18 protein-coding genes and 1 other annotated feature are annotated in these 17,327 nt (G+C 40.5%); of the genes, 4 read left to right on the top strand and 14 right to left on the bottom strand.

The window, feature by feature from the left end; genetic code table 11:
* Nucleotides 1-8 precede the first annotated feature (8 nt).
* The 4 genes from COE25_RS16670 to zapA form a co-directional block, all read right to left on the bottom strand.
* On the bottom strand, nt 9-2,366 hold the full coding sequence (locus COE25_RS16670) for an endonuclease MutS2 (RefSeq protein WP_098933381.1): 2,358 nt from the start codon (nt 2,364-2,366) through the stop codon (nt 9-11).
* A 13-nt stretch (nt 2,367-2,379) separates the two neighbouring features.
* On the bottom strand, nt 2,380-4,098 hold the full coding sequence (polX, locus tag COE25_RS16665) for a DNA polymerase/3'-5' exonuclease PolX (protein ID WP_098933380.1): 1,719 nt from the start codon (nt 4,096-4,098) through the stop codon (nt 2,380-2,382).
* Nucleotides 4,099-4,173: 75 nt separating this feature from the next.
* Nucleotides 4,174-4,728: a CvpA family protein gene (locus COE25_RS16660; RefSeq protein WP_088089195.1), complete on the bottom strand. Its 555-nt coding sequence runs from the start codon at nt 4,726-4,728 to the stop codon at nt 4,174-4,176.
* A gap of 5 nt (nt 4,729-4,733) precedes the next feature.
* The gene (zapA, locus tag COE25_RS16655) at nt 4,734-4,994 is read right to left on the bottom strand and encodes a cell division protein ZapA (RefSeq protein ID WP_088089196.1); all 261 of its coding nucleotides are present in this window, start codon (nt 4,992-4,994) and stop codon (nt 4,734-4,736) included.
* A gap of 107 nt (nt 4,995-5,101) precedes the next feature.
* On the opposite strand from zapA, the gene rnhC reads away from it, so the two are divergent.
* Together rnhC and COE25_RS16645 are read left to right on the top strand one after the other, a co-directional pair.
* On the top strand, nt 5,102-6,049 hold the full coding sequence (gene rnhC, locus COE25_RS16650; RefSeq protein ID WP_088089197.1) for a ribonuclease HIII: 948 nt from the start codon (nt 5,102-5,104) through the stop codon (nt 6,047-6,049).
* 113 nt (nt 6,050-6,162) lie between these two features.
* Nucleotides 6,163-6,453: a 4a-hydroxytetrahydrobiopterin dehydratase gene (locus COE25_RS16645; protein ID WP_088089198.1), complete on the top strand. Its 291-nt coding sequence runs from the start codon at nt 6,163-6,165 to the stop codon at nt 6,451-6,453.
* 215 nt (nt 6,454-6,668) lie between these two features.
* Here the strand turns inward: COE25_RS16645 and COE25_RS16640 are convergent, their stop codons facing one another.
* From COE25_RS16640 to COE25_RS16625, 4 genes are all read right to left on the bottom strand, one after another.
* A complete protein-coding gene (locus tag COE25_RS16640; RefSeq protein WP_180247519.1) occupies nt 6,669-7,643 on the bottom strand; it encodes a nuclease-related domain-containing protein in 975 nt (324 codons plus the stop codon).
* Between the two features lie 267 nt (nt 7,644-7,910).
* Nucleotides 7,911-10,325: a phenylalanine--tRNA ligase subunit beta gene (pheT, locus tag COE25_RS16635; protein WP_098933378.1), complete on the bottom strand. Its 2,415-nt coding sequence runs from the start codon at nt 10,323-10,325 to the stop codon at nt 7,911-7,913.
* Nucleotides 10,326-10,376: 51 nt separating this feature from the next.
* Nucleotides 10,377-11,414, bottom strand: coding sequence for a phenylalanine--tRNA ligase subunit alpha (gene pheS / locus COE25_RS16630; RefSeq protein WP_088089201.1), 1,038 nt, complete (start codon nt 11,412-11,414; stop codon nt 10,377-10,379).
* A 522-nt stretch (nt 11,415-11,936) separates the two neighbouring features.
* Nucleotides 11,937-12,686 carry a TrmH family RNA methyltransferase gene (locus COE25_RS16625; protein WP_088089202.1) on the bottom strand — a complete coding sequence of 250 codons (750 nt, stop codon included), beginning with the start codon at nt 12,684-12,686 and terminating at the stop codon, nt 11,937-11,939.
* A 119-nt stretch (nt 12,687-12,805) separates the two neighbouring features.
* Here COE25_RS16625 and sspI point away from each other — a divergent pair, with 119 nt between their 5' ends.
* Nucleotides 12,806-13,012, top strand: coding sequence for a small acid-soluble spore protein SspI (sspI, locus tag COE25_RS16620; protein WP_088089203.1), 207 nt, complete (start codon nt 12,806-12,808; stop codon nt 13,010-13,012).
* Between the two features lie 358 nt (nt 13,013-13,370).
* On the opposite strand, the gene COE25_RS16615 is transcribed toward sspI, so the two are convergent.
* Both COE25_RS16615 and COE25_RS16610 read right to left on the bottom strand, forming a co-directional pair.
* Nucleotides 13,371-14,456, bottom strand: a complete 1,086-nt coding sequence (locus tag COE25_RS16615) for a M42 family metallopeptidase (protein ID WP_088089204.1) — start codon at nt 14,454-14,456, stop codon at nt 13,371-13,373.
* Nucleotides 14,457-14,527: 71 nt separating this feature from the next.
* Nucleotides 14,528-15,019: a dUTP diphosphatase gene (locus tag COE25_RS16610; RefSeq protein WP_098933377.1), complete on the bottom strand. Its 492-nt coding sequence runs from the start codon at nt 15,017-15,019 to the stop codon at nt 14,528-14,530.
* 104 nt (nt 15,020-15,123) lie between these two features.
* Between COE25_RS16610 and COE25_RS16605 the strand changes: the two genes are divergently transcribed.
* Nucleotides 15,124-15,501 carry a sigma-w pathway protein ysdB gene (locus tag COE25_RS16605; RefSeq protein WP_098933376.1) on the top strand — a complete coding sequence of 126 codons (378 nt, stop codon included), beginning with the start codon at nt 15,124-15,126 and terminating at the stop codon, nt 15,499-15,501.
* Between the two features lie 18 nt (nt 15,502-15,519).
* Here COE25_RS16605 and COE25_RS16600 read toward each other — a convergent pair whose 3' ends face one another.
* The 4 genes from COE25_RS16600 to infC form a co-directional block, all read right to left on the bottom strand.
* A complete protein-coding gene (locus COE25_RS16600; protein WP_098933375.1) occupies nt 15,520-15,780 on the bottom strand; it encodes a DUF1294 domain-containing protein in 261 nt (86 codons plus the stop codon).
* A 98-nt stretch (nt 15,781-15,878) separates the two neighbouring features.
* A complete protein-coding gene (rplT, locus tag COE25_RS16595; protein WP_066258061.1) occupies nt 15,879-16,238 on the bottom strand; it encodes a 50S ribosomal protein L20 in 360 nt (119 codons plus the stop codon).
* A gap of 38 nt (nt 16,239-16,276) precedes the next feature.
* Nucleotides 16,277-16,477 carry a 50S ribosomal protein L35 gene (gene rpmI, locus COE25_RS16590; RefSeq protein ID WP_066258063.1) on the bottom strand — a complete coding sequence of 67 codons (201 nt, stop codon included), beginning with the start codon at nt 16,475-16,477 and terminating at the stop codon, nt 16,277-16,279.
* Between the two features lie 17 nt (nt 16,478-16,494).
* Nucleotides 16,495-17,013 (bottom strand): translation initiation factor IF-3, encoded by a 519-nt coding sequence (infC, locus tag COE25_RS16585; protein ID WP_168246258.1) that lies wholly within the window; start codon nt 17,011-17,013, stop codon nt 16,495-16,497.
* A gap of 134 nt (nt 17,014-17,147) precedes the next feature.
* Nucleotides 17,148-17,280, bottom strand: a sequence feature (ribosomal protein L20 leader region).
* Nucleotides 17,281-17,327 lie beyond the last annotated feature (47 nt).

The following is a 17,327-nucleotide window of genomic DNA, read 5'->3' as shown; positions in this document are numbered from 1 at the left end:
CCCGGACATTATTTAAACTCAACGATGGTTACGCCTGATCCGCCTTCGCCGGCTTCCCCAAACCGAATTTTTTTAACTTGACGATGGTTTCTTAAGTATTCCTGAACTCCCTGTCTTAATGCACCAGTCCCTTTCCCGTGGATAATCGAAACACGCGGATAACTGGATAGCAGAGCATCATCAATATATTTTTCCACCTTAAGGAGAGCATCTTCATACCTTTCCCCGCGTAGATCTAACTCCAGTTTAACAAATGAATCCCGACCTTTTACAATCGCCATCGGCTTGGTTTCTACTTGTTTCGGGGTACTCATATATTCGATGTCTTTTTCTTTTACTTTCATTTTGAGAATTCCGATTTGAACCTGCCATTCATTTGAAGAAACTCTGTTAACCAGCGTGCCTTTTTGACCAAAGGTAAGCACTTTCACCTCGTCACCAGGCATATAGGTATGCTTTTTCACTTTATTATTTGCGAGCTTGGCTGATTTTGGTACTTCCGGTGCTGCTCCTTCTAGACGCCGCTTTGCATCAATTAATTCATGCTCCTTAATTTCTGCGTGCTTTTCTGTTCTCATTTTACGCAGGTCGCGGATTACCTTGTCGGCCTCACTTTTCGCCTCTTCCACTATTTCCCCAGCTTTTTCTGCTGCCTTTTCGAGCATAGAGTCTTTTTTCTCGTAAAACTCCATCAGTTGGTTTTGCAGGTCTTGATGAAGCTTTTCAGCAGATTTTAAATAATCGCGGGCTTCCTCCTGCTCTTTTTCTGCCAGCCGTTTACTATCTTCCAAGGATGCAATCATCTTATCGATTTGGTTCGTATCTTCACTCACATGGGAACGTGCAGCCAGAATGACCCGTTCATTTAGGCCCAGCCGTTTCGAGATTTCAAAGGCATTACTCCGGCCTGGGACTCCCAGCAGTAGTTTATATGTTGGGCTTAATGTCTCAACATTAAACTCGACACTGGCATTCAACACACCCTCACGATTATAACCATATGCCTTTAACTCCGGATAGTGGGTCGTAGCAATCACCCTTGCGCCCCGTTTGTGGACCTCATCTAAAATCGAAATAGCCAAGGCCGCGCCTTCCTGTGGATCCGTTCCCGCACCTAGCTCGTCAAATAACACAAGGCTATTAAAATCCACTCTATTTAAGATTTCGACGATATTAACCATATGGGAGGAAAATGTACTTAAGCTTTGTTCAATCGACTGTTCATCTCCAATATCAGCGTACACAGCATCAAAGACGGCAAGCTCTGAACCGTCATAGGCAGGAACCTGCAATCCCGCCTGAGCCATTAAAGTACACAAACCAAGTGTTTTTAACGTGACAGTTTTACCACCCGTATTCGGGCCAGTAATCACAATAGTTGTGAAGTCTTTCCCAAGCATAATATCGTTAGCAACCACTTCATCGATCGGAATGAGCGGGTGCCTTGCCTTATATAAAACAATTCTCCCCTCATTATTCATAATCGGCATCGATGCTTTTATTCGTTTCCCATATCTTGCCTTTGCAAAAATAAAGTCTAAATTAGCCAAGACTTCCACGATCACTTTGAGTTCGGTCTCATGCTCGGCTGCTTCAGCAGATAGTGCTGTTAGAATTCGATCGATTTCAAGCTGTTCCTTGACACGAATATCCTGCAGTTGATTATTTAACTGGACAATGACTTGGGGTTCAATAAAAAGTGTTTGTCCGGATGCACTTTGGTCATGAATAATTCCGCCGTAGTGACCGCGATACTCCTGTTTAACAGGAATAACAAAGCGGTCATTACGAATAGTGACTATGGCGTCGGAAAGCATTTTGCTGGCATTTGATGACCGAATCATACTTTCAAGTTTTTCCCGCACCCGTGACTCATTGGACCTGAGTTGATGCCTTAATGAACGAAGCAGGTCACTTGCGCTGTCTAACACCTCACCGCTTTCATCAATCGCTTGTTTGATCGATTGCTCGAGGTTTGTAAGTGGAATAATCCGCTCTGCTTGTTCAGATAAAATCGGGATTTCTGTTCTTTCGTCAGCGAAATCCTCAATAAATCGTTTCATTTGCCGGCTGGCATGGATGGTGCTAGCAATTTGGACCAGTTCATGCGGACTTAACACACCGCCAATTACGGAACGTTTGATGTGTGCAAGAATATCATGGACACCTGAGAGTGGAACATTTCCTTTTACACGAAACACAGTTGCCGCCTCATCTGTTTCTGCTTGAAGTTTGACCACTTCATCAAAATCAGTGGAGGGGACTAAGTCCTTTATTTTTTTTCTTCCAAGTGACGAAGCAGCATGTTCTAAAAGCTGCTCTTTTACCTTGGTAAATTCTAATACCTTTAAAGCTTTTTCTTGCATGGAGATAACCTCCTTATCCTCGATTATGCAAAAATTCTAGCAGGTCATTTTTATCAAGTGCATTTATTACGGATGATTTTTTGATCCAGCCTTTTTTAGCTGCAGATACACCGATTTCCATATGCTTTAATGTATCCATTTTATGTGCATCGGTATTGATGAGAATATTCACCCCTGCATCCTGTGCTCTTCGTAAATATTCAGCTGCAAGGTCAAGACGGTTTGGATTGGCGTTTAATTCAAGCGCCGTATTGGTTTCTTTGGCGAGTTGGATAAGTAAATCTATATCGACTTCGTACCCTTCGCGGCGGCCAATTTTTCTTCCGGTTGGATGGGCAATTAAATCCACATGAGCATTTGTCAACGCGTTTTTAAGCCGCTCCATAATTTTTTCCTTTGATTGAGTAAAAGCAGAATGTATGGAGGCAATAACGAAATCCATTTCAGCTAGGAATTCATCGTCATAGTCGAGCGTTCCATCTGGAAGAATATCCATCTCCACACCTGCTAGAATAAGAAAATCGTCGTACTTTTCATTTAATTTTTTAATTTCTTCTCTTTGTTTTAAAAGTCTTTCACGAGTTAGACCATTAGCCACCTTTAAATACTGTGAATGGTCAGTAATCGCCATATATTGATATCCTCTAGCCCGGCAAGCCTCAGCCATTTGTTCGATTGAATGGGCACCGTCACTCCAGGTGGAATGCATATGAAGATCACCCTTAATATCTTCGAGCTCAATTAATTCCTCAGTAGCAGAGAACGTTTCTACTTCCCTACCGTCCTCTCTAATTTCCGGAGGAATGAACGGAAGATCAAAATGTTTGAAAAATTCTTCTTCAGATGAGAACGTACGAATTTCTCCCGTCTCCACGTTTTCCACGCCATACTCACTGATTTTTTCACCGCGTTCTTTCGCCAATTGTCGCATCCGGACATTATGTTCTTTTGATCCGGTAAAATGGTGCAAGGTGGTTGTAAATTCTTCCGGCTTAACCAGACGGAAATCAACGGAAATATCATAATCATATCCAAAAACTACCGAAACCTTGGTATCGCCCGCACCAATCACTTCTTTAATATTTGGCAATTCCAATAGATGCCCGCGCACTCGTTCTGGTTCATTAGTGGCGATAATAAAATCAAGGTCTTTGATCGTCTCTCTCATCCGGCGCAAACTTCCGGCACGTGAAAACCGATGAATATCTGGTAATTCGGTTAAGGTTGCTTCAATTTGCTCCGCAATCGGAAGCATATATGCTAACGGCAATCGATCCGGTCTTGAGCCGACATTGGCAATCGCACTTAGGATTTTTTCTTCTGTTTTTTTACCAAAACCAGCAAGCGCTTGTACTTGCCCTGCTTCACAAGCTTCTTTTAAACTGGAAACATCAACGACCTTTAATTCTTTGTATAGTTTAGCAATTTTCTTTCCGCCAAGCCCTGGAAGCTGCAATAACGGGATTAGTCCTGTTGGGACTTCCTCCTTCAACTCCTTTAATACCGAAGAAGTACCATCCTTTATGTATTCATCAATGACAGCGGCCGTGCCTTTACCGATTCCAGATATGGAGGTAAAGTCTTCAATCTCTGTTACGTCGCGTTCGTCGGTTTCCAATGCGTTAGCCGCTTTCCGAAAGGCTGAAACCTTGAAAGGGTTTTCCCCCTTTAACTCCATATAGACCGCTATCGTTTCTAGCAAACGAATGATTTCTTTTTTATTAACTTCCATTTAATTATCCACCTACCTACTATTTAGCATTTTCATTTTATCCTACTTTAAGGCATGAATAGAAAAACTTCTCTGCTACAGAGAAGTTAAAGCAGCTGTATATTCAATCCACATGCTCTTAATTTGCTGTGAAAGGATAGGAGTGTGATTCACAATTGCTTTTGCCATAATCGAATGATCCAAAGCATTTTGTAAAAATTCAATTGGTACCAGGGCTGAAATATATAATAAAATAAAAATAACTAAATATACTTCAATGAAACCAAAAAGGCCTCCTGCCCAAACATTTAACTGCCTAAGTACTGGCAAATGGGCAATAAAGTCTAGCATTGAACCAATAATTTGCAGTAACACCTTTACAGCAAAAAAGATAATAACAAAGGCGATCGCTCGGTAAAAAGCTGCCTCCATATTACTGCTATCAGTTAGAAGTTTTAATGTAGCAATATTTCCAAAGTTTGGATAAGGAATCCATAATGTTAACTTGGGTGCTAACTGTTCGTAGTATGAATTTGCTACTACATATGCAATAATAAAACCTATTAAATGAACAAGCTGCAGAATTAAGCCTCTTTTTAGGCCTACAAAGAATCCAATAATTAAAAAGATGATAATTGCTAAATCCAACATATTTTTTAGTCCTTTTCTTTTAGTAGTTCTGATTGAAGCCGATCTAATTGGTCTTTCATTTTGAGATAATCATTGACTGCATTTACGGCTGTTAAAACGGCGAGTTTACTTGCGTCTAAATTTGGATTCTTAGAACTGATTTCGCGCATTTTATTGTCAACTAATGAAGCCACATGCCTGATGTGGCTTGGACTTTCCGTGCCCATAATAACGTAAGCTTGACCGTGTATATCTACGGTTGTTCTATTTTTTTGATTATTTGACAACGTCCTGCCTCCATTCAGAGAATCCTACTCTATATCATAACATGAACCGTTATCTGTGGAAAAGTTAAAGCATATTTTATATTATTTAGAAATGTGGTGTTTGTAGTATGGGTAATGTTGTATTGAATTTAGAAATGAATAAGATAATGGAAATGAGAAACTTTTACGGGAAAAATTTATTAGATAAAAACATCCCTGGAAGTGTGTTTGCTGCGAAAACGTCTGCCTGCATGATCACAGCTTATAAATCAGGTAAAGTTTTATTTCAGGGAAATGATAGTGAAAAAGAGGCAGGTCGATGGGGCAGTACAAGCGCGTCCTCGAAAAAGCCGAGCTCTTCCCATTCGAAATCTGTTGCGAAGGGTGACCTTCCAACCGGCATCGGTCAAATGTCCGCTATTGGTTCCGATGAAGTCGGTACAGGAGACTTCTTCGGGCCGATTACAGTGGTGGCAGCCTACGTGAAAAAGGAAAATATCCCTTTATTAAAAGAATTAGGTGTGCGCGACTCGAAGGATTTAAACGATGAAAAAATCATTGCGATTGCAAAGGTCATTAAAGATATTATCCCATTTAGTTTGATGACGTTAAAAAATGAGAAATATAATCAAGTCCAGCAGTCAGGCATGTCGCAAGGGAAAATGAAGGCGATTTTACATAATCAAGCGATTTTAAATGTGCTAGACAAAATTTCACCCGAGAAACCTGAAGCGATTCTCATCGACCAATTTGTTCAAGGCAGTACCTATTTTCAGCATTTAAAAAGCCAAAAAGCGATTGCCAAAGAGAATGTTTATTTTAGTACGAAGGCTGAAGGGATTCATTTGGCTGTCGCTGCTGCAAGTATTCTCGCCCGCTATGCCTTTATCCAATATATCGATAAACTTAGCGAGGCGGCCGGCTTTAAGATTCCAAAAGGTGCCGGGGCACAGGTGGATGTAGCAGCAGCAAAGCTGATAATGAGCAAAGGCCGGGACATCCTCCCCTCTTTTGTTAAGCTCCACTTCGCTAATTCCGACAAAGCGATGGCACTTGTTAATAAAAAACGAAATTGACATGTTTTTTGGTGTAGCTACGAATAGAATAAATATATAGAAACGGTGTTTGGAGGGTTTTAGGGTGGCAAATCGATATAATAGAAACGGTGTTTGGAGGGATAGGGATAGTGGTGGCAAATCGACTAAGTGAAGCGGAGATTACCACCGCTGTTGCGGGATTATCAGGCTGGAAACTGGACGGAAAATTCATCGTGAAAAAGTACCGCTTCCGTGAGTTTTTACAAGGCGTGGCGTTCGTGAATGTCATTGCCCAACTCTCAGAAGAAAAAAATCATCACCCATTTATTGCAATCGATTATAAATTAGTGACACTAAGACTAACCTCATGGAATGCGGGAGGATTAACCGATTTGGACATGGTCTTAGCGAAAAACTATGACTCCATTTATGAGAAAATATAATTTAATGCGGAATTTGAAAGAGGTTGCCATTTGGTGCAACCTCTTTTTGTGATTTTTAGTGATTTTTTCTTAAAAAGATGATATTTACTCCTTTTAAAAAGCACAAATTTACTAGCATAATAGGAATTTTTAATTATATCAGCGCAAAATAGAGTTTTATCAGCGATAAATCCGATATATCAGCGATTATAAATTTTTATCAGCGAAATGGAAGTTTACCATGGTAAAGTCTTCGGAAAATAAATGCGTCCCTTTTTTGTTCCCGAAAAATTCAGATTTACAGAAAGCAGTAATCTTTTTGCTGTATCATGTGATTTTATTTGCGCAAACTCCCGAAACTGCTGATTTGTAATTTTCGATTCAAAGAGGAGAAAGTAATCTCTCAGGGCATTAATATGAGCATCTTTTGAAAATTTATCGCATGAAGAGCAGTACCATTTCTTTTTCACTCGAATAAGTGGAACATAATTGCAGTCAGGGTAGCAGACACCGGTTAATAAATCCACTTTTTTAATTCCATACCTATTCAAAATATAGCTTGTCGGTACCTTATTCATTTTTATGAGGAGACGGCTCAGTTTTCGGAGATCTTTCGAATGAAGGAGAGGATTAGTATATTGTTTTTCAAAAAACTGAATTTTATTTATGAAAGCATCTGACTTACATATTCGCGGCTTCACTTTATGAGTGTTTTTCCCGTTGATGACATATGAAGCATATCCATTGCTGATAACTACTAGATAATCAACTGGAACTTTAGGAAATTTATGCTCTGCCATCAGTTTTTCTATATAATCTTTATGCCTTTCTGATTGTGCAATCGGATCAGGGTAACCTTTTTCCTTGTCATTGTTTATTTGGGCAAACTGCTCATTATCTGTATCAAATATTAATTTACCAGTCATATTTTTCACTTCAATAATTAGGGCGAATTCAGGTGTGAGGAGAAGGGTATCAATTTGGCAGTTGTAGTCACCATCAGGAAGATTTAAATCGTGGAGGATCAGGTATTTATCAATGGAAAGGAGACGTAAATAATAATCAAGACTCACCTCACCTTTGTATCCGGCATGCCTCCTCCCCAGCTCCTCTAAAATTTGTTGATACTTTGGGTAATTCAAAGGGAGACGCCGGCATAATGCCTCTAAAATTAGAATTACTAATGGAATTGTCCTTGCTTTTATGATCAAACTTAACACCCCTTTCATTTTACTAAAATAATTCTGATCAAAGAATGAAATCCCTGCCGAATTTTAGCGAAATTTGTTAATAATATTTGTCTATTTATTTTATCAGCGCTAATGATTAATTTATCAGCGAAGTTAGCCAATATATCAGCGATAACGCACCATATATCAGCGATAAATGCTATTTTATCAGCGAAACGAAATTACCGCCTCAGACATACAAAAAAAGCCAGCCCGAAAATCTACACATTCGGGCTGGCTTCTATTGATTTAGCCTCTTAAAACAGCTCCTGCCTTTTCTTTCAAAGCATTAAGCACTTTCTCATGAACCTTTGTTACCTCTTCATCAGTCAACGTACGCACTGGGTCAACATACTTCAAAGAGAACGCGATCGATTTCATGCCCTCTTCCATCTTGTCTCCCTCATATAAATCAAACACGTTAACCTCTTTTAAAAGCGGTGCACCAGTTGTTAAAATAATTTCCTTTAGGGTGCCTGACACCGTTTCTTTGTTTACCACAAGGGCAATGTCTCTTGTGATTGACGGGAAGCGCGGGATGGCTTCGTATTGTAATGCCGGAGTATCAGCTTCAAGTACTGCTTTTAGTGAAAGTTCAAATACATAGGTATCTTTCAAATCCAGGTCTTTTTGAACCGTTGGGTGGACTTGGCCGATAAAGCCGATTTTCTCACCGCTTAGGTGAATTTCCGCTGTACGTCCAGGGTGCATACCATCTATCTGCGCTTGAACAAATTGAACCTGTTCAAATAGACCAAGTTTAGCAAACAACCCTTCTAAAATGCCTTTAACAACGAAGAAGTCAACAGCCTTCTTCTCCCCTTGCCAAGAATGACTGGACCAAAGCCCGGTAACGGCTGCTGCTAAATGTTCTTTTTCTGTTGGAAGCGTGTCTGTGCCATTTGCTAAGAACACCGCACCTGTTTCATATACACCTAAACTATCGTTTTGGCGAGCACTGTTATATTTTAATACTTCCAAAAGCTGTGGCATGATGCTCAAACGAAGAATGCTGCGCTCTTCACTCATTGGCATCGAAAGACGAATCGTATCCCGCTTTTCAAGCGCAAATTGTGCTGCTTTCTCCTCGCTAGTTAGGGAATACGTTACAGCTTGGTACAAGCCGGCACCCTCAAGATATTGACGAACCACACGGCGTTTTTTCTGATACTCAGACAAACCACCTGGTGTAGATGATCCAATCGGCAAGGTTTTTGGAATATTATCATACCCAAAAAGGCGAGCTACTTCTTCCAGTAAATCTTCTTCTATTTTAATATCGCCGCGGCGTGTTGGTGCCGTTACGGTGATGGTATCTTCTTCGATACTTACACCGAATTGAAGACGATCAAAAATTTCCTTCACGTCCTTCATCACAAGGTCTGTGCCAAGAACACGATTAATTTTTTCTAAAGTTATCGAAACAACTGCCGGCTCAACCGTCATTGTGTCAGCTTCAGCAGCACCTGCTAATACTTCACCGCCCGCGTATTTTGCCATTAGATAGGCGGCACGCTCTCCAGCAGCACGAACACGATTCGGGTCGACACCTTTCTCAAATCGAGCGCTCGCTTCACTTCTTAAACCATGATCTTTCGAAGCTTTTCTGATTGTAGCCCCGTTAAAGTAAGCTGATTCAAGTAAAACAGTCGTTGTGTCTGAAGTTACTTCTGAATTGGCTCCACCCATAACTCCTGCAAGGGCAACAGGTTCAGTTCCATTCGTAATGACTAAATGATCAGCTGTAAGTGTGCGTTCTGCATCATCGAGCGTGACAAATTTCTCCCCATCTGCTGCACGGCGGACAAGGATTTCTTTGGAACCTAAGCGGTCATAATCAAACGCATGAAGCGGCTGACCGTATTCAAGAAGAATATAGTTAGTAATATCAACCACATTATTGTGTGGACGAATCCCAGCTGACATTAAGCGCGTTTGCATCCATAGCGGTGATGGACCAATTTTTACATTTTTAATGATTTTTGCCACATATAATGGGTTATCTTCTTTTGCCTCAACGACAATTTTTACATAATCAGATGCTTTTTCAGTTGCAGACTGAAGGTTCGTTTCCGGAAATTTAACCTCTCTCCCAAGGATCGCCGCCACTTCATAGGCAACTCCTAGCATGCTTAAGCAATCAGCGCGGTTTGGAGTCAAGCTCAGCTCAAGAATCTCATCGTCTCGATTTAACATTGCAAGTGCATCAACGCCCACTTCAGCATCCGCTGGAAAAACAAAGATTCCCTCAGAATATTCTTTCGGTACAACCTTTCCTTCCATCCCTAACTCAGTAAGCGAACAAATCATTCCGTTCGATTCTTCGCCGCGTAGTTTCGCCCGTTTAATTTTAAAATTACCTGGAAGAACTGCGCCAACTGTGGCCACTGCAACCTTTTGACCTTGGGCCACATTCGGAGCACCGCAAATAATTTGGACCGGTTGTTCCCCGCCGACATCAACAAGACACTTACTTAACTTATCAGCATTTGGGTGCTGCTCGCGTTCAAGGACATGACCAACGACTACGCCTTGGATGCCGTCGTTAAGGATTTCTACTCCTTCGACCTCAATACCGCTTTTTGTAATTTTTTCAGCTAATTCAGCTGCAGTTACTCCAGTTAAATCAATATAATCCTGGAGCCATTTATATGAAACGAACATGTCGTCATCCTCCTTTTATTATCCAGCTTCATCGGGTTGAAGCATTCAGTTTCACTCGTGTTTTGAAAATTGTTTTAAGAAACGAACATCATTTGTATAGAAATGTCTGATATCATCCACACCGTACTTTAACATCGCAATCCGCTCTGGTCCCATACCGAAAGCAAAGCCAGTGTATTTTTTAGAGTCATATCCAGCCATTTCAAGAACGTTAGGATGGACCATACCGGCACCGAGAATTTCGATCCAGCCTGTTCGCTTACATACGCTGCAGCCATGACCGCCGCAGATTTTACAAGAAATATCCATTTCTACTGAAGGTTCAGTAAATGGGAAAAAGCTTGGACGCAGGCGGATTTCACGATCTTCGCCGAACATTCTTTTCGCAAAAACTTCTAATGTTCCTTTCAGGTCACTCATGCGGATGTTCTCACCGACCACAAGGCCTTCGATTTGCATAAATTGATGGGAGTGTGTCGCATCATCATTATCACGACGGTACACCTTTCCTGGGCAAATAATTTTGATTGGGCCCTTACCATGGTGCTTTTCCATCGTCCGCGCTTGAACTGGTGAGGTATGGGTACGAAGCAGGATATCTTCTGTAATATAGAAAGAGTCCTGCATGTCGCGTGCCGGGTGCCCCTTCGGTAAATTAAGCGCTTCGAAGTTATAATAATCCTGCTCTACTTCAGGACCTTCCGCTACCTGATACCCCATGCCAATGAATAAATCTTCAATTTCTTCGATGATTCTTGTCAGTGGATGGTGGTTTCCAACCTTAACTGGTCGTCCCGGGAGGGTAACATCGATGCTTTCAGAAGCTAATTTTTCTAAAACAGCCGCCTCTTCTAACCCCGTTTGTTTAGCTTCAATTTTAACCGCAATCGCTTCACGGACTTCGTTCGCTAATGCTCCCATAACTGGGCGTTCCTCAGCAGAAAGCTTTCCCATTCCGCGTAGTACTTCCGTAATCGGCCCCTTTTTTCCTAGGTAGGCAACACGAATGTCATTTAATTCTTTTAAGCTTACCGACTGTTCAATTTTTTGAATAGCCTCTTCCTGCAATTCCTTTAAACGTTCTTGCATGTCAATTCCTCCTTAATATTAATCGGTTAATCGGTGTCAGGCACCAATGAAAAAACAAAAAAACCCCATCCCTGGAAAGGGACGAGGTTTATAGTTCGCGGTACCACCCTTGTAAACACGTTATGTAAAAAAACATTGTGTTCGCTTCATTTGGATAACGGCATCTGCCGGTGCATCTTTACACGAAAAGCGGAAGCGCCCTGGTCAGCCCCGACAAGCATATGACAAGCGCTTCGGAAGGCGTGCATTTTGCCTTCCGTAGTGATTGGCTTATGACCTCGAGGGGCTGGGCGATGTAGCTGGACAGTAATCTACTCTCAAGCTATTGCTATTTATTGTGGTCCCGATGCCAACTCAGGAGGTGAACTTCGCTTATCCTTTCCATAAAAGTGCTTTCAGTCGCGGCACTTTCTCCCTAAATGGTCACTAAATAAGGTACTTTTCTCCGTCATCGTTCTTTAATATTCAATATTGTTCATTATTATATAATAATTTCCCTGTAAAGGTCAAACTAGTTTCCGCCTATTTTTTCAAATAATAAAGCAGAATCCCTGTTGCTACAGCAACATTTAACGATTCACTTTTGCCGTAAATCGGGATATACAGATTGGCTGTGGTGCTTGAGAGTATGTCTTTCCCGACGCCATTCCCTTCGTTTCCGACAATCAAAGCAAAAGAATCTCCTGTGGAAATCTCAGTATAAGCAGATGCCCCTTCAAGTGCTGTACCGTATACAGGAATATTTTTTTCCTGAAGTTTGTCCATCCATTCATGAAGGTCGCCTGTTATTATCGGAATGTGAAAATGGCTTCCTTGTGCCGACCTAAGGACCTTTGAGTTGTAAATATCCACACTTCCCCGTCCTACCACAACGGCGTCGATCCCTGCTGCATCTGCTGTGCGAATCATTGTTCCGAGATTTCCTGGGTCCTGAACGGCATCGATAAATAGGAAGGTTTTGGCATCTAGCACTTCAGCATTTGCTATTCGGCAAACCCCATAAACTCCTTGTGGTGCCTCTGTATCTGTTAATGCATTCGATATCTCTTCGGTGACTTGTATTACTGGTGTCGAACCAGTATCGAAGCGGGAAGGTAAATCCACTTTTTCAGAAACGATGATTTCTACAATTTGCTCTCCTTGTTTTAGCGCTTCCTCCACTAAATGAAAACCTTCAACTAAAAAGGTTCCTGACTTATCCCGTTCTTTTTTGGTTAAAAGCTTTTTCCACTGTTTTACTTTAGGGTTATTTATCGATTCAATATATTTCAAAACCCGCTCTCCTTTTACAATAACGATGATTTTTTAATTATAGCCTAACAAAAATACATAATAAAACCAAAAGTAGAAAAACTATTTAAGAAATACAGGATAAAAAGGAGTGCATATACATGAATTTAAATTTACGTAATGCCATTGTTCACAATGTTTCGGGAAATACACAAGATCAATTAGAAGATACCATTGTTGATGCCATTCAAAATGGGGAAGAAAAAATGCTCCCAGGTCTTGGTGTTTTATTTGAAATCATTTGGAAAAATTCATCCGAAGATGAGAAAAAAGAAATGCTTACAACCCTTGAGAGTGGGTTAAAGTAAAAAATTTTACGGGTTAGAGTTGTCAATCGGGCAGATTGACAGCTTTTTTTCTGTTAAAATAAAATATTTAGCAAAATTAGATGCAATAGTAAATGAAAAACCAAGCCAAACAGTGAGACTGTGCATTTTTAATTAGAAAAATTAAGTCTATCAGCAATTTCTGACATTCAATGAGCGAATTTTTGAGTTTAATGAGCGGATTTTGACATTTAATGAGCGAATTTTTGAGTTTAATGAGCCGATTTTGACATTTAATGAGCGAATTCGGGCATTCAATGAGCGAATCCTAAAACACCTTTAAAAAGTTAATAGAACAGAAAAATCCCCGGCAAAGTTCTACCGGGGATTTCAAACATTCTTATTCAAACGTAATTTTATCAACAGTCTCTCGGTCTAAGCGCTTAATAACTTCGACAATCAACTTCACAGCGTTTTCGTAATCATCACGATGGAGCATAGCTGCATGAGAATGAATATAGCGCGTCGCAATCGTAATCGGAAGTGCCGGCACTCCATGATGTGTCAAGTGGATCGACCCTGCATCCGTACCACCGCCAGGAATGGACTCGAATTGATAGGGGATGTTCAATTCATCGGCTGTATCGGTCACTAAATCGCGTAAACCTTTATGGGCTACAAGTGAGGCATCATAGATAACAACTTGTGGTCCCTTCCCCATCTTACTCATTGCTTCTCGTTCCGAAATCCCAGGTGTATCCCCAGCAATACCGACATCAACAGCAAAGCCGATATCCGGTTTGATTTTTGCAGTGGCTGTCTTGGCACCACGCAAACCTACCTCTTCTTGAACATTACCTACCCCATAAACAACGTTCGGATGATCTACACCCTTTAATTGTTTCAGGACATCAATGGCAATTGCACAGCCAATCCGATTATCCCAAGCCTTGGCTAATAGCATTTTTTCATTGTTCATCACTGTAAATTCAAAATATGGTACAACCATATCGCCTGGACGAACGCCCCATTCAGTAGCTTCCTCGCGGCTAGATGCACCAATATCAATAAACATGTCTTTAATTTCAACCGGTTTTTTGCGAGCTTCCGCTGATAAAATATGCGGAGGCTTAGAACCGATAATTCCGGTTACATCTCCTTTTCGCGTAACAATCGTTACGCGTTGTGCAAGCATGACCTGCCCCCACCAGCCGCCAACCGTTTGAAAACGAAGGAAACCTTTGTCATCGATTTGAGTAATCATAAACCCAACTTCATCCAAGTGACCAGCCACCATGATTTTCGGGCCGCCCTCTTTACCTACCTTTTGTGCAATCAAACTGCCAAGTCCATCGGTTGTGATTTCATCAGCGAATGGAGCTATGTATTTTTCCATGACCTCACGAACTTCACGCTCATTGCCGGGAATCCCCTTGGCATCGGTTAACTCTTTTAACATCGTCAAGGTTTCATCTAGTTTTACCATTTATTAGCCCCCTTTAATGTTTGTTCGACTTTCATTATACAGAAAATAACAATAAATCCGCAATTTTTCTGCTAATAGTTATTCTGCTGTCTTAGATAATTTACTTCGTTTTTTTGGAAATATGCTCTTTCAATATCTTGATTCGTAAATCCAAGCAGCAAAGCTAATTGCAAGTAAGATTTAAATAACTTTATGTAATCATCCAAACCTTTGCTTTTTTGAAAAATACTAATCCTGTCATAGACGCTTAAAAATTGTTCTGTCACATTCACAGATGACTCCTGAACATTCAAATCAATTTTCACCGCATCAAATCCACATTCAATCCCGAGCGATAAAATAAAATGAACCCCATCAACAAATTCCTCTAAAATGACTTCTTTCAATGAAGACGGCTTAACACTCCAAAACTTAAAGCTGCGTGTTTCATTTGCCAACTCACCAATTTCAACTAGTAAGGCCAGTACCTTTCTATCAAATAAATCTTCGTCCTGCAAGTTGTGTTTTTCTTCAATATGAGTATCTAATGCTTTTTGCATGTGAAACAGTTTTTCTAGTTGCATACTTCCATCACTCCTTATGGAAAAATTATATCAAACTGAGAAATGATTGAAACTTTTTTCGGGCTGTTTCGTATAATTAGGAAAAAGATACAGGAGGCTTAGCCATGATATGGTTGCTACGCTTCGTATTGTTGTTTTTCCTATTCTTCTTATTTAGCTATGTGTTAAAATCCCTTTTTACATCGAAACGAAAACTAGAAGCTGCCCGTAAACATAAACGTTTTTTATTAATTGATGATCAGGATGTCCGAAAGAATTTCTTACTTACCTATAAAGGTGCTATATTTGCTGGTGAGAAATACATGGGTCCTGCCGACAACACCTTTGATGTCGTCTCGATCATCATCTGGCCTGAAAATGCAGGCTCGCTAAAAGGGCTAGTTAAGGATGACTTTTTTTATATGGATAAAAAAATCCTTGAGTGTTATCCGAATGCTGAAATCCATTGGAAAAGTCCGGTGAAGGAATTTTTGCAGGATTAGCCGTTTTTCATGCTCTTTTTATAGCAGAAACTTTATGAGAAGAACGAGTTCGATTACTGCTAGGACAGGAAAACCAATCTTAAACGATGGATGCTTCGTTTTATGGCGGTAAAGTTGCATCCCTGCCGTCGTACCTACAGCGCCTCCAAATAATGCCACCAGCCACAAGGTCCTTTCTCGGATTCGGTACTCATGTTTTTTTGCCCGCTTCTTATCCTCCCACATAATCACGAGTCCTGCGATATTCATGATTAGATAGGCCAATAACCATATTTTCATATCCAATACCCCCTTATAGAAAAAGCCATCCTCATCAAAGAGAATGGCCTTTACATATGTCTAGCTCCAGCGCCTAAGGGCGCTTTTAGCTTTTCTAATTACTTGTTAATGTTTTGTTTTGCAACGTTTGCTAATTCAGCAAATGCGTTTGCATCGCTTACTGCTAATTCAGCAAGCATCTTGCGGTTTACTTCGATACCAGCAAGCTTTAAGCCATGCATTAAACGGCTGTAAGAAAGACCGTTGATACGAGCTGCTGCATTGATACGAGTAATCCATAATTTGCGGAAGTCGCGTTTTTTCTGACGACGATCGCGGAAAGCATACATTAATGATTTCATAACCTGTTGGTTAGCAACTTTGTATAATGTATGTTTTGAACCGTAATAACCTTTTGCTAATTTAAGAACTTTTTTACGACGCTTGCGCGTAACTGTACCGCCTTTTACACGTGGCATGTAATTTCCCTCCAATATATAAATCGATCACTAAATTTTTACTTCATGTAAGTTAACATTTGACGAATGCGTTTGAAATCACCTTTAGAAACAAGGGATGCTTTGCGAAGCTTACGCTTTGCTTTAGTAGATTTGTTAGCAAATAAGTGGCTTGTATAAGCGTGGTCACGTTTAAGTTGACCTGAACCAGTTTTCTTGAAACGCTTTGCAGCGCCACGGTGAGTTTTCATTTTTGGCATTTGGGATATCCTCCTTATTACTTGTCGATTTTAGGTGCTAAAACCAGGAACATGCTCCGGCCATCCATTTTAGGATGGGATTCGATCGTTGCAACTTCCTTGCACGCTTCTGAAAAACGGTCTAACACACGTTGACCAATTTCTTTATGGGTAATCGCCCGGCCCTTGAAACGGATTGAAGCTTTTACCTTGTCGCCTTTTTCCAAGAACTTAATCGCATTACGTAACTTTGTATTAAAGTCATGCTCATCAATCGTTGGGCTGAGACGAACTTCTTTAGTAGTAATGATTTTTTGATTCTTCCGAGCTTCTTTTTCTTTCTTTTGCTGCTCGAATTTAAACTTGCCATAGTCCATAATTCTGCCGACTGGAGGCTTTGCATTTGGTGCTACTAGTACCAAATCAAGATTCACTCTTCCGGCAATCTCTAAGGCTTCAGTTTTGGTTTTAATCCCTAACTGTTCGCCATTTTGATCAATTAGGCGGATTTCGCGAGCGCGAATGCCCTCATTTAACAACATGTCTTTGCTAATAATTAGCCACCTCCAAGGTTTTATCACGAATACAACGTTTTGGTCAAGAAAATCATAAGGAACCCTTTTCAACCTAAACGTCTGACACCCTATTGAATCAACAGGTAGTAAAGCTTTTTAGCAGTGCTATTAAGTGAACAAACAAAAAAGTGCGGATGAATGCACCCACACTTTACAGAACATAAGTAATAAAACCAAAAAGTTCACGTAAAACCTGCCAACTGCCAATTGCGTCAATCAGGTGAGAAGCGGGTGCTTCTTCTTTTCCCAAAAACAAGTATTCAATTTTTCACCTTAGTTAATATAACATAAGCAAA

It is taken from the genome of Bacillus sp. AFS031507 (assembly GCF_002584635.1).
In the GTDB taxonomy this organism is placed as follows: domain Bacteria; phylum Bacillota; class Bacilli; order Bacillales; family Cytobacillaceae; genus Neobacillus.
This window is presented reverse-complemented; position numbering and strand designations above follow the sequence as displayed.

Bases quoted from the DNA above. Each gene is read 5' to 3' on its own strand.
- polX (WP_098933380.1), bottom strand. From the start codon at position 4,098: ATGGAAGTTAATAAAAAAGAAATCATTCGTTTGCTAGAAACGATAGCG.
- COE25_RS16610 (WP_098933377.1), bottom strand. From the start codon at position 15,019: ATGCAACTAGAAAAACTGTTTCACATGCAAAAAGCATTAGATACTCAT.
- pheT (WP_098933378.1), bottom strand. From the start codon at position 10,325: ATGTTCGTTTCATATAAATGGCTCCAGGATTATATTGATTTAACTGGA.
- COE25_RS16670 (WP_098933381.1), bottom strand. From the start codon at position 2,366: ATGCAAGAAAAAGCTTTAAAGGTATTAGAATTTACCAAGGTAAAAGAG.
- rpmI (WP_066258063.1), bottom strand. From the start codon at position 16,477: ATGCCAAAAATGAAAACTCACCGTGGCGCTGCAAAGCGTTTCAAGAAA.
- sspI (WP_088089203.1), top strand. From the start codon at position 12,806: ATGAATTTAAATTTACGTAATGCCATTGTTCACAATGTTTCGGGAAAT.
- COE25_RS16600 (WP_098933375.1), bottom strand. From the start codon at position 15,780: ATGAAAATATGGTTATTGGCCTATCTAATCATGAATATCGCAGGACTC.
- rplT (WP_066258061.1), bottom strand. From the start codon at position 16,238: ATGCCACGTGTAAAAGGCGGTACAGTTACGCGCAAGCGTCGTAAAAAA.
- pheS (WP_088089201.1), bottom strand. From the start codon at position 11,414: ATGCAAGAACGTTTAAAGGAATTGCAGGAAGAGGCTATTCAAAAAATT.
- COE25_RS16615 (WP_088089204.1), bottom strand. From the start codon at position 14,456: ATGGTAAAACTAGATGAAACCTTGACGATGTTAAAAGAGTTAACCGAT.
- rnhC (WP_088089197.1), top strand. From the start codon at position 5,102: ATGGGTAATGTTGTATTGAATTTAGAAATGAATAAGATAATGGAAATG.
- COE25_RS16605 (WP_098933376.1), top strand. From the start codon at position 15,124: ATGATATGGTTGCTACGCTTCGTATTGTTGTTTTTCCTATTCTTCTTA.
- COE25_RS16660 (WP_088089195.1), bottom strand. From the start codon at position 4,728: ATGTTGGATTTAGCAATTATCATCTTTTTAATTATTGGATTCTTTGTA.